Source organism: Chitinophaga sp. 30R24, assembly GCF_049056765.1.
GTDB lineage: Bacteria > Bacteroidota > Bacteroidia > Chitinophagales > Chitinophagaceae > Chitinophaga.
Map to the genome: position 1 here is coordinate 292,721 of NZ_JBJGXX010000001.1, position 12,797 is coordinate 305,517.

Annotated in this window: 7 protein-coding genes and 1 tRNA gene; 1 reads left to right on the forward strand and 7 read right to left on the reverse strand. The window is 39.7% G+C overall.

Going from position 1 to position 12,797, the window contains the following annotated elements; translation table 11 throughout:
• Positions 1-7 precede the first annotated feature (7 nt).
• From ACDQ55_RS01245 to ACDQ55_RS01265, 5 genes are all read right to left on the reverse strand, one after another.
• Positions 8-1,318, reverse strand: coding sequence for a right-handed parallel beta-helix repeat-containing protein (locus tag ACDQ55_RS01245; protein WP_420979199.1), 1,311 nt, complete (start codon positions 1,316-1,318; stop codon positions 8-10).
• Between the two features lie 38 nt (positions 1,319-1,356).
• A complete protein-coding gene (locus ACDQ55_RS01250; RefSeq protein WP_420979200.1) occupies positions 1,357-4,089 on the reverse strand; it encodes a TonB-dependent receptor domain-containing protein in 2,733 nt (910 codons plus the stop codon).
• Positions 4,090-4,504: 415 nt separating this feature from the next.
• Entirely contained in the window at positions 4,505-6,127 is a 1,623-nt protein-coding gene (locus ACDQ55_RS01255; protein ID WP_420979201.1) for a tetratricopeptide repeat protein, read from the reverse strand.
• A gap of 191 nt (positions 6,128-6,318) precedes the next feature.
• Complete coding sequence (locus ACDQ55_RS01260; protein WP_420979203.1) at positions 6,319-7,485, reverse strand: redoxin family protein; 1,167 nt, start codon at positions 7,483-7,485, stop codon at positions 6,319-6,321.
• A gap of 280 nt (positions 7,486-7,765) precedes the next feature.
• A complete protein-coding gene (locus ACDQ55_RS01265) occupies positions 7,766-8,362 on the reverse strand; it encodes an FMN-dependent NADH-azoreductase (RefSeq protein WP_420979204.1) in 597 nt (198 codons plus the stop codon).
• Between the two features lie 847 nt (positions 8,363-9,209).
• Between ACDQ55_RS01265 and ACDQ55_RS01270 the strand changes: the two genes are divergently transcribed.
• Positions 9,210-10,739, forward strand: a complete 1,530-nt coding sequence (locus ACDQ55_RS01270) for an AAA family ATPase (RefSeq protein WP_420979205.1) — start codon at positions 9,210-9,212, stop codon at positions 10,737-10,739.
• Positions 10,740-10,897: 158 nt separating this feature from the next.
• On the opposite strand, the gene ACDQ55_RS01275 is transcribed toward ACDQ55_RS01270, so the two are convergent.
• Together ACDQ55_RS01275 and dnaA are read right to left on the reverse strand one after the other, a co-directional pair.
• Positions 10,898-10,986, reverse strand: a tRNA-Ser gene (locus ACDQ55_RS01275).
• 178 nt (positions 10,987-11,164) lie between these two features.
• Positions 11,165-12,598, reverse strand: coding sequence for a chromosomal replication initiator protein DnaA (gene dnaA, locus ACDQ55_RS01280; protein ID WP_079469646.1), 1,434 nt, complete (start codon positions 12,596-12,598; stop codon positions 11,165-11,167).
• Between the last annotated feature and the right edge of the window lie 199 nt (positions 12,599-12,797).

The window sequence follows — 12,797 nt, forward strand, 5'->3', positions numbered from 1 at the left end:
ATACAGTTTAGTGTTGATTACCGCTGCCATCAGAAGGATAAGCTCCCATGTCTTTATTGGGCGCCACAATCCTGGCAGGGAAATTTTTAGATGCAACGTACATAGGCACCTTAGGGATCGTTACCAACCCTTTGCCCAGTGCAGGAGAATTAGCCTGCAAATGCAGATCTATGCCCTCATATATCGCCGGGAAAGTAGGTGTGATTAAGCTACCCTTCAGGTTCACAAATAAAGGGTCATTTGCCATAGGGGTGGCAGAATAAATATCCCCTGTTTGTGGTTTAGCAGAAAAGCCTTTCAGATCCGGGAAAAAGTTAGCGGTAATGGAAGCATCGTTACCGTAGTAAAGGTTATAACCATAACTAAAGTTAGCCTCGTCTACAGCAGAAGCGCCATCCAGGATTCTCATCCCGATTTTATTGTTGGCAATAATATTATTGAATGCCGTACCAGCTACCAGCTTTTCAAAAGAAATACCTCCGCCGGCAGTATAGGTTGGATTCAGGAAGCCACAGTTGATAACGGTATTGTTGAACACATTTACAACAGACTGGCTCGGAGCGCCGGAAAGCGACTGACTTTTAATACCGGAGTTAAAGGCATTCACCACTACATTGTAAGCAATATCTCCGCGTGCGCCATATTTTACACTCACCGCCATTCCCTTTGTGGTACCAATGCTTTCAAAAGTATTCCCTACAATATTGACCTTTGCATTGCGCACATAGCAGGCATCATCCTGCGTATACGATAACCAGGAGTCTTCCAGTATAAAATTGGTTTCACCCAAGCAAATAATACCCTGGTGTGTAGGAGAAATATCAGCCGAAGGCGTTTTATAACTTCCCCAAGGAGCGCCAGGGTATTCTATATGCGTCCATCTGATAATAATGTTCTGTGCATCATCTGCTACAATACCACCCCATATGCCACCATCAGGCATCGCCTTCTTTTTATCTTCCGGCACTGTAAACCAGTTAGGCGCCTGTTTAGTACCATCTGATATCAGTGTACCATTAATAAAGAAACTTGGGCTGTTTTGAGGAGTACCATCACCCAGGATCACCAACTTAACTCCCGAAGGAATATATAAGGTATCTCCTTTATTCACAAATACATCCGCAGGTACATAATAGGTTTTATCTGGCTCAAGTATCCCTTTTACGGTGCCTTTCAGCGTATCGTTTAATACTGCCAGCGGTAATTCAATACGCGGAGGTGATAAAACTAATTTCTCATCTTTCTTTATACATGCCTGTAATGCCAGTAATACCAGCAATAAAGGCAACAAGCTTTTTATATAGTTTTTATGGTTCATTATGCGCTGTTTTAGAGGGTATAAATTATTGATATCGTTTATGGCCGGTATCTTAAACCAAAAAGGAAAGATTGTCCGTAAATATCTTTTTGAACGATCAGGTTATGGTTCTCTTTCTGCAATGGTACGGATCCGTTTACCGGTGTGGTGTATGGAGAACGGATCTCTACGATAGATGGGTTATTGAGCAGGTTTTGTAATTTGATGTATACCCCAAATTTCTCAGACAATTTTTTCTCAGCAGAAAAATCCAGTTGTACATTTCCTCTTTGCCAGTAATCCAGATCGGCAAACTGTGATACCTGTACAATCCTGCTACCGGTATATACAGATGCCAGTTGAAGGTCTAATCCCGCTTTCGGCTGTTTGTAAAATACTGTTAGGTTGGCAATGTGCTTAGACTGCCCTTGCAATGGCCGTTCAACCGGTACAATTAACTGGTTAGGTGTATTTAAAGTATTGGTGATCGGATTATAGTTATTTTTAACGCCTGTTGCTTTTATAGAAGAAAGCGTAAAAGTATAATTGGCTGATACACCGAATTGCCTGAAATACTTCACCCCTACCAATTCCAATCCTTTGTTGGTAGCATTCCCCAGATTCATTGGCTGGATCTGTCCTTTGTCATTCACCATAAACTCAATCGGACGGTGGATATCTTTATAGAATACACCAGCAACAAACTGGTCTATCACTTTCGGGAACCACTCATAACGGAGATCAAAATTGGTGGAAGTAGTGTGCTTGAGATTAGGGTTTCCTGCCTCATCAAAATTGTCGGTTGCAGTAACCACATAAGGGATAAGATCGAAATAGTTAGGTCTGGCTATTGCTGTATAAACAGACAGCCTTAATTGCTGATCAGCTTGCAGCTGATATTTCAGATGAATGCTTGGCAACAGGTCGGTATAGGTTAATTTTCCGGTTTTTCCCTGGAAGAGATCCGACTGCCGGGTATCAAAGGCTTGTTTAGTTTCTTCTACCCTGGCGCCACCAATCACTTGCAACCGGTCTATATCAAATTTAAGCTGGGCATAATATGCCAAAATATCTTCGGAAGAATTATAATTTAAGGCATTATCAATATTACCATTAGGATTTGCTACTTTATATTGTGCATGATAAATGTTTTCAAATACAGGGAAAGTAGCCGGATTACCGGTTTTCACAGGCTCCAGAGTATAGGTATTAAAGTAGTTTTCCCTGGTTTTATGGCGATACAGTCCCCCAACAGAAAAATCTGCGCGTTTTCCCATTACCATTGGTTTGTAATGCACATTCAAATAACCGGAAAGATCTTTATCTGTATTATGCTGCCAGATCCTGTTGAAAGGCTGCAATGTAGCCGGACTTACATAAGGTGCTCCATTTTCTATAGATGCTGCGCTAAAAGTATTTAACTCCACCCAATCCGGCAATTTCGATCCAGCTTTAGCATAGCTTCCGGTCCAGTCTATGCTCAAAGCAGGCAGTAAATTGTGCTTACCCTGCAAGCTAACATTAGCGATATACTGGGTCTGGTACCTGGATCTGGACAACGTAGTAACTTTACCGGTGCCAGGGCCTGTTCTGGTAGAAGTTAAAGAGGTATCAGAAGAAATCCTGGATTCAACATTCTGGAGATTAGTATACAAACCATATAAGCTGATCTCATTTTTACTATTCAGCTGATAATCTATTTTGGTATGTACCGCACTCCGGGTGAGATTACTAGACAAATTCCTGGCAATAATATCTTGCAAAAGCGGGGTATTTTTGATGGAAGTCATTGTTTTGAAAAAGGTATTTTCTGATCCCCTGCTGGTATGTTGGTAAGAACCACCTACCAATACGCCAAGCTTATGGTGCAAAAAACGGTCGCCTAATGTAAGCCCGAAAATACCATACGGAGCAGCGGTAGATTTCTTGAAATCCAGGTTGCCCCTGGAAAAATCGTTGCTGGTAGCGTTGTAGCCTGGCCCATTTAAATCAAGAGGTGACTTATCATTGATGGCTCCTTTATCGAATTTCATAAAGGAATGGTCAAAAAAATACTGGCTGTAACCAGATCCTGCATTGGCGGAGATCAGGAACCGGTCTGGCGCATTCTTCATCACCAGGTTGATACTACCACCAATAGCATCGGCTTCCATATTAGGAGTAAGGGTTTTATTAACCTCTATCCTTTCCATTAGTTCAGCAGGAAAAATATCCAATGGTACGTACCTGTTTTTATTATCCGGGCTGGGCACTTTGATACCATTGATTAACGTATAAGTATATCTTTTATCCATTCCACGGATAATAGCAAACCGTCCATCTCCATTATTACTGCGTTCCAGGGAAACACCAGACACCCGTTGTATCACATTGGCCACAGTGATATCTGGTGATACCTCAATCGCTTTTGCTGATACCACATTCATGATCTGGTCTGCATTCTTTTCTATTTTCCGGGCCACATGTGCAGAACCGCCATCTTGTTTGGCATTCACCACTACCTCATTTAAGCGCTGATGGCTTGTTTTCAGTAAAAAAGCCTGGTTTACGTTTTCACCCTGACCATTAATCGCAAAAGTGGTTTCCGAAACCTGATAGCCCATATACTGTACCTTGGCGGTATAACGACCAGGATGTAATTTATCTACCACAAAACTGCCATTAAAATCAGTGGTGGTCCTGTAAATCCTACCTTTCAGCTCCCCTTCTCCATGTACGGCAATGAGGGCTCCAATAACCGGCTCCATGGTACCAGCATCTTTAACGGTTCCGGTAAATTGAGCCCCCTTCACATTTGTTTGCGATAAAGCTGATTGCGCAAAACAGCATATACATATCAGCAGACATGCTATGCTTCTCTCCAGAAATTTGTAGGTAAAGCAAAAGTTCATCATTCGTCTGGCCAGTTTTTTCGTTAGCCGCTGCAAATCTTGATTAAAAAAATCCCATTCTTCCTGCTTACCCCATTACAAGATATATACAGCCCTGTTACCAGGCGTTAACTGGAAGGCAACAATTACGCGTTACATCAATATAAAATATTGAAAAACAATTAAATAGGATAGAAACAATTGACATTAAGCTTACGTTAACACCCTTTCTGTAAAAACAACTATCCTGGCAAAAGAAGCCTAAAAAAGAGATCATAAAGCCTCAGTTATACCTAACATCAGCTGCCTGCAGACCAGTATTTTTAAAATAATAGACTTAAATCTGTTGTATAAAAGCAACCAGGTTTTCACCTTCTTTCAAATTAAGCTTACGGCGTAAACGGTAACGGGATACCCTTAAACTATCCGGGGAAATCCCCAAAAAACTAGCAATATCTGCAGGGCTTAGGTTAATCTTTAATAAAGCGACCAAACGAAGATCGTAGGCCGTTAGTGTATTACAATACGTTCTTAAGCGATCAAAGAAATGCTCATGTACCTGTTCAAACACCACCTTGAAATCATCCCAGTTCTTATCTTGCTGGCTACCATCGTTGAGTATACCAACCAGTTGCTTTAATTCTTTACGCTGGTCCCTCTTATCCTCTTTCACCAGTGTGGTCAACTTATTCTTTAGTTCTTCTAATAACTGATCCTTCTTGATCAGGTGTAGCGTATGACTGGTAAGCTCTTTATTTTTTAGTTCCAGTAGATCTTTTAAGTTCCTTTCTTCCGATAATTTATGCTGCAGCTCTATTTCTATCACATTCTTTTCCATAGCATGCAGCTTTTTATTCTTATCGTTGAGCTCCTGTTCGTGCTTTATTTTAGTTCTTTGTTTGCTGAAAATGCTAAGTCCCAAGAAAGTAAGCAAAGCAATGGCCAATAAGGTGGCAATAGCCAGCAACCGGTTCAACTGCTTATCTTTCTCCAGTTTTATAATTTCATTGTCTTTCTTATCTACATTAAATTGTACTTGTAAGAGGGCCATTTGTTTGTCTTTGGCTTCTTCATATATCTCCAGGTAAATCTTCCTGTCTAGCTCACTATAATAGAAGGCACTATCGTTTTGCCCCATTAAATGATAATTTTTAGCCAGGTCATGATATGCGCTTCTGAGCTGGAACTGGTCTTTTAGTTCTGCTGCCAGCTTTTCTGCCTTTTTTGTAGCGATAAGGGCTTCTTCATAATGACCTGTTTTCCGGTAAATATCTCCGATATTGTTCAGGATCTCCGTTTCATCTACCCGGTCGTTTTGGGAATGATTTAAGGTGAGGGATAATTCGAAATACCTGAGCGCCTGTTGATAGTCTTCCGTATCTTCAAAATTGCTGCCTATATTCTCGTACACCTTTGCAATGCCGGAAGTATCGTTTAGCTGGAGATACAGCTCCAACGCCAGTTGTTGGTATTTTAATGCCTGATCATAGGCGCCTTTTTTATTATAAGCTTGCCCAATCCACGCATAGGTTTGTGCAATACCGGATTTATAATGTGCCTTCTGAAAAACGGCCAGGGCTTCATTAAAAACTGGCAGCGCTTCATTCCTCTTTTTCGAATAGTAGTAAGTTTCCCCTATTCTGATTAAGTTTTCGCCAAAGGGAAGGGGATCATTTTGTGTCCGGAGTATTTTATCGGCTTTGAAGTAATAGTCCAGGGCATGCAGGTAATCGCTTTGGGTGTAGAATACCTTGCCGATCTGTTGATAACAGATAGCTACCTTTTTTTCATCCTTATTATTCAATGCTAATGTCAGCGCATTTTTAATATAAAAGAAGGCAGAATCAGGCTTAACCTTTAATAATTTAGTTGTTTCTTCTGCAGTAATTGTCCGGACTTCTTGTGCAGCTAATACTCCGGGGAAGGCCAAGCAGAAAAAAAAGCACAGCAATCTATTCATTCATTCAATTGTATAACACCACAACTTGCAAGTGCAAAAGTAAGTGTTATCGTATGCCTCCGAATATGAACAAAATGTTAAGGAATCAAAGATGTAATGCATTTCTCAACAACTTGCATAATAGCCTATATGTGACACTTATAATTAATAAGTGTTGCCAGATTAAATGATAAGTACCACATATTACAAATTCATTTATTGAAGATGTTTTTCAATACATCGTCTAATTGTTCATGTTCCGTACCTATAAATCGTGCTACAATTTTTCCGTCCTTATCCAAAAGGATTTTAGTCGGGAATGCTGTAATGCCGTAAGCCGCAACTGCATTAAACTTGTCACTCTCTTCATTATTTAATACTTGTGGCCACACCAACTTATCTTTTTGAATGGCATTTAACCACTCGGTTCGGCATTCACTTAAAGTTGTGCTCTGCTCCTGTGCTATACCTAGTATTTCCAAACCCCTGCTATGATATTTTGCATATAACGCTGTCAAATAGGGATGGCTTTGCCTGCATGGCGCGCACCAGCTTCCCCAGAAATCCAACAATACATATTTGCCTTTTAAAGTCTGTAGATTTACTGGGTTGCCGTAACTATCTTTTTTATCAATCGCAATGGCTTGCATCCCGGTTGAAGAAGCATCCATAGCCGCAATTTTCTTTTCGATCATCTGCCCAAACAAGGTGTGCTTGCTGTCATCACCTAATTTTCCGTAAGCAGATTTCAATGCTGTTACATTCAACGTGTTTACCATGCCGGCAAGAAAATAGGCACTTACAATGGAACTCGGATTGTTTTCAATAAACTGCTGATGGAGGGTATTCAACCGTCTGTCTTGCTCAGATTTTACCTGAATCAATTTTTTCATTTCAATGGAGTCGCTTCCAGGCGTTCCATTTTCATATACGCGCTTCATCAACTGCCAAATTTCATCTTCCCATTTATTTTCTTCGGCACGAATACCCGCCCATTCTTTATTGGGCAATCCTCCTTCAACTGCAGACATATAAATTTTATCAGCAGCTCCAGTAATTTTAATATCATCGTTCAAAAGGAAAAATGTAAGGGAAGGTCCGGGAATTATTCCTTCCTTTGTTTTGATAGATAATGCATCTGCTCCCCTAATAATCAAATTGGCCAACACAGGTGCATCCACATTGCCTTTGAAAATATATGCTCCATCTCGCACAACTGCATTCGTATCAATAATCATTGTATTCGACGAGTAATAAACTAAAGCCAATGTATATTGCTGCGGGTTGCTAATCTTTGCTGTTACGCTGAAACCTCTGTTTTGAGCCTCACTTTTTATTATACCAACCAAACATAACAGTAGTAAAAAATAATTCTTCATTTTTTGAATTTATGGCTTGTTTTACATTCGTGGATACTGCTCCGTTAGCTTGCTGTATCAAACACAGCACCAAAATTTCCGGTTAAACTCACAAGACTCTCACCTGATATTAACCGATGGAACATCAGTAAAATTGGTTAATCTTATTGGTAAAACAAAATTCATTCAGCTAATCTGGTAATCAACAAGCAATACAGGCTCAAATAAAAAGGGGGCAAACCATATTGATGTGATTTGTCCCCCCATACTGATCTATTTCTATTGTAGCAATTGGATAACATTAAATTTTAATGCTATCCAGTGCTTTTTGGAAAGCTGTTTCTTTTACCCCCGGAACGCTAAGACCTTCTGCCATTATAAAAGTAACATCTGTGATACCTAACATACCGAGAATTGCCTGTAACAAAGGTCTTACAAAATCTTTGGCTTTACCTGGGCCTTCGGAGTAAATGTATCCGGCAGTTACTGCCACATACACTTTCTTGCCGGTTAAAAGTCCTACATCTCCATCGGGCGTATGCCTGAAAGTAATATCATTGCGGACGATATGGTCTATCCATGCTTTCAGCGTGGATGATATGGTCAAATTATACAACGGCGCCTCTATCACCAGCACATCGGCTTCTTTGATCTCAGCAATAGCTTCGTCGGAATGACGAACGGCTTCATCATAGCCTGGTAAACGGTATTCAACAGGCGTATAAAATCCCTTAAGATGTACTTCTTCCAAATGAGGAAATGGTGATGCGGTCAGGTCTTTATGTTTGACGCTGGCACCAGGATGGGCAGCAAGTAGCTTTTCGATAATGGCCGCACCGAGCTTAATACTTTTAGAGTATTCCTTACGGGGGCTGGATGTTATTCTTAATATTTTCATTTTAGATGTTGTTTAATAGCGTACATATACATATCATTAACCATAACAGAACACCTCTGGATGAACGTTACAGAAAATCAGGACGCGAAATACAGAGAATGGAATGATGCAATACACCTGCCCCGGAATGGGACAGGCAGTTTTTTATTCACCAGGTGGGTGAATAATCTGCAAAGAGGGACTACTCCGGAAAAAGCCGAGGAGAGATGAATTGAGCGATGTAACTTAAGTTGATCATTTTATTATTTTGCATGCAGCACTTAAAACTGCTTTGGAGGAGCAAAGTACAAATAAAATTTACATGGTACTACATTCCACAACCCTTCCGGCATAAATAAGTGAAGTAGTGGTGATTTAATCTGACAGTTGGCAATTTTTGCTTATAAAAAGAAAGGGGACAGGGGACGAAGTTCGAACCAGTTTACGGAGGGTTTATCTAAAATTCGCGCATTTATTAGTGAAATTCATTGCTATGCTTGCTGCATACCTGTCCGGGATGCGGATTCCTGCATTGCCAGAGCGGGGTGAATTTGATACGTGAATTTGCGTTTGGGAAAATGATGTCCAGGATGATAATGTGGCTAACATATTGGATATATTACAGGTAGATGGTATTCTTGGAAATACGTAAGAAATATTGTCGGCATGGGAGCTTATTTTAAGCGATATATTTAATTATTGCATATGTATTTAATTATATATTTCATATAGCGATGCATGCCTATTGTCATTTGCTTTTCTGTCAACAGGCTTGGTACAAATTGGAAAATAAGGACCACTTAGCTGTTGTGCTGACTTAGGGCGTGTAACAGGGCTTTGTCATAGATTTTATTTTATCTTTGATTTTATGAGAAAGTATCCAATAGGCTTACAGGATTTTGGAGAAATAAGGAACGGAGGGTATTTATATATCGACAAAACCCAACTAGTACATAAATTAATAGATTCAGGGAAATACTATTTTCTGAGTCGCCCCAGACGTTTTGGTAAATCCCTATTATTGTCTACCATCAAGGAGATTTTCAGCGGCAATAAGGACCTATTTGAAGGTCTTTGGATCCATGATCAATGGAATTGGGGACAAAAGCATCCGGTGATACACTTACGGCTAAGTAAGCTTGATTATCAAAAATTAGGATTGTATGAGGCGCTCAACATGGAAATGGTCGTTTTGGCAAAAGGTCTGGGCCTGGAACTGGAAGCCAGCCATTTAAAAGGAAGGTTTGAAGAACTGATCCGTAAGGCTTCTGCCAATGGAAGAGTTGTGATCCTGATTGACGAATATGATAAACCTATTACCGATTACCTGGAGGATTTAGAGAAAGTAGAGGAAAACCGATCGGTATTTAAGAGTTTTTATTCTGTATTAAAGGATGCGGATCAATATATTCGTTTGTTGCTAATTACCGGGGTAAGCAGGTTTTCCAAGGTCAGTATATTCTCTGATCTGAATAACCTGTATGATATTACGCTTAATCCCCATTATGCTACATTGATGGGTATCACCCAGCAAGAGCTTGAGTCAGATTTTAAAGAAGAAATAAATGTTCTTCAGCAAAGACAGGCTGATATTTTGCAGAAATTAAAAGAATGGTATAACGGATATTCATGGGACGGTACCAGTAAAGTATACAATCCATTTTCTGTGCTGAGTTATATGGGATCGGGTCGGATTCAAAATTTTTGGTTTCAAACGGGAACACCAACCTGGTTAGTGAATCTGATGAGACATAACCGAGAATTTGAACTAGAAAATTTACGAATTGGAGAAAATGCTTTGAGCAGTTTCAATGTTGAGCACATTGCTTCATTACCGGTTTTGTTCCAGACAGGGTATCTGACCATTAAAAATTATGATGAAGAAACAAGATTATATGAGCTTGGCTATCCCAATAAGGAGGTAGAAGAAAGTTTGACAGATGCGCTGCTGAGTGCTTATCGAAATGTATTTCCAGGCAACGACTCAATGGCGATTACATATGATTTGGGAAAGGCATTGAAAAATAATAATATGCCTCAAATGATCAAAGTAATGAATGTAATTGTCTCCACCATTCCTTATGATCATTGGAAGGCTGAAAGTGAATCAATCTTTCATATCATCGTACATCTATCCTTTAAGCGCCTAGGTCTTGATGTACGTAGCGAGGTACATAGTTCTACAGGTAGATGCGATGTACTGGTGTTTACTGAACAATATATTTTTGCTATAGAGTTAAAATTGAATGGAACCGCGCAGGCGGCTCTTGATCAGATTTTTGAGAAAGGTTATTTGCGTCCTTATCAATTAGAAGATAGAAAGAAAATAGCTATTGGTATTAATTTCTCTTCAGAGAAGCGATTTGTTGAAGAATTTTTGATTAAAGAAGTTAAATGATTTTGCACGAATGACTTGCAACCTGATTCTGGATTCTTAAATTTTTATTTTCTCCCTGAATTTAAGCTCCCCCGGATCCCTTAAATTTAGGGATGACCAAGATATACCTAAAACGCAAAAGCCTCCAAATCTTACGATTTGAAGGCTTTTAAAGCTTGCGGAGAGAGAGGGATTCGAACCCTCGGTACAGTTTAACCCGTACGACGGTTTAGCAAACCGTTCCTTTCGGCCACTCAGGCATCTCTCCGTTCCTTTCTGAATGGGTTGCAAAAATAGGAAAAGTTTTAATTTCTCCAAAAGCATTTCTATTTTTTTTTATTTTTTTTTGAAAACAGCTGCAGCATTGCGTTTGAGGATAAAAATAAAAATGCCGTACATCACTGCACGGCATTTTTAAAATAGGTTATCAGGGCTAAAGCATGGCTTTACATAGCAGCCAATTGTACTTTCTGTTGCAGTTCAATAACACTGTCGCGGAAATTGTTATCCGTATCCATCAAGTCTTTCACGGTTTGGCAACTATGGATCACTGTAGTGTGATCACGGCCCCCAAAATGTTCACCGATAGTTTTTAAAGAATTTTTGGTAAATGATTTAGCGAGATACATGGTAATTTGTCGTGCCTGCACAATTTCGCGTTTACGTGTTTTCTGCAACAGTTTATCATAAGGCACATCAAAGTATTCGCAGACCATTTTCTGAATGCTCTCGATAGTAATTTCTTTCGAAGAAGTTTTTACAAAAGACTTCAATACACGTTTCGCCAGTTCCAGGTCTATCTCTTTACGGTTCAGGGAAGACTGTGCCAGCAAAGAAATGAGCGCACCTTCCAGTTCACGCACATTGGTTTGTATATTATATGCCACATACTTCACTACTTCTTTTGGCATCTCCAGTCCATCATTCCGCATTTTCATTTCCAGGATTTCCATCCTGGTTTCAAAATCAGGGATCTGTATATCCGCACTCAACCCCCAACGGAAACGGCTCAACAATCTTTCCTGTACACCATCCAGATCTTTAGGCGCCTTATCGGATGTTAATATGAGTTGCTTACCAGATTGATGCAGATGGTTGAAGATGGCGAAGAATGCATCCTGTGTTTTTTCTGCACGGGCAAAGAATTGTATATCATCTACAATTAACACGTCTATCAACTGATAAAAGTGGATGAAATCGTTGATAATATTATTCTTAGAATGATCTATAAACTGATTGATAAATTTTTCTGCGCTTACATATAACACCGCTTTATTAGGATGTATACGTTTTACATCATTACCTACAGCTTGCGCTAGATGGGTTTTCCCCAATCCCACGCCACCGTATATTACAAGCGGATTAAACGAAGTGCCTCCTGGTTTTTCTGCTACAGTTTTCCCCGCCCGCCTTGCTACACGGTTGCTATCACCCTCCACATACGCGTCGAACGTATAGTTGGGATTGAGCTGCGAGTCGATCTGTACTCTTTTAATACCAGGAATAACAAAGGGATTTTTAACCGGATTGTGAATCGTTAGCGGAAAATCTACTTCATTATCTTTCTGAGGCTTGGTAAACTGCGTAGGCATGTTTACAGTTCTGGGATGTTGATGTGGCGTACCATTCTCTACTACAATGCGATACTCCAACCTGGCTTCTTTACCTAATTCTCTTTTAATAGTTTTTCCTAACAATCCCACATAATGCTCCTCAAGGTATTCATAAAAGAATTGGCTGGGGACCTGGATGGTTAAAACATTGTTTTCAAGTTTAATGGGTTTTATTGGTTCAAACCACGTCTTAAACGGCTGCCATTCTACGATATCCCTAATTATATTAAGACACTTTTCCCAAACTTGTTCGCAAGTTTTATTCATTGAGATAAAAAAAATTAGTTGTTTCTTAATTAAGGATGCTTAGTTCTCGAATTTAAAATTCCCCAACCAGGACGTTGAAAAATTTTCAGACAGGACGACGAATATCTGTAGAAAATGTTGAAAAAAAAAATTTATCTACCCTTGTTTATATTATCCTGATTACAGTGTAGCTAATCTCTCTTTTCCACTACTGTCGGGC

Coding starts and splice junctions, on each gene's coding strand:
- ACDQ55_RS01245 (WP_420979199.1), bottom strand. CDS start 1,318: ATGAACCATAAAAACTATATAAAAAGCTTGTTGCCTTTATTGCTGGTA.
- ACDQ55_RS01255 (WP_420979201.1), bottom strand. CDS start 6,127: ATGAATAGATTGCTGTGCTTTTTTTTCTGCTTGGCCTTCCCCGGAGTA.
- ACDQ55_RS01260 (WP_420979203.1), bottom strand. CDS start 7,485: ATGAAGAATTATTTTTTACTACTGTTATGTTTGGTTGGTATAATAAAA.
- ACDQ55_RS01265 (WP_420979204.1), bottom strand. CDS start 8,362: ATGAAAATATTAAGAATAACATCCAGCCCCCGTAAGGAATACTCTAAA.
- ACDQ55_RS01270 (WP_420979205.1), top strand. CDS start 9,210: ATGAGAAAGTATCCAATAGGCTTACAGGATTTTGGAGAAATAAGGAAC.
- dnaA (WP_079469646.1), bottom strand. CDS start 12,598: ATGAATAAAACTTGCGAACAAGTTTGGGAAAAGTGTCTTAATATAATT.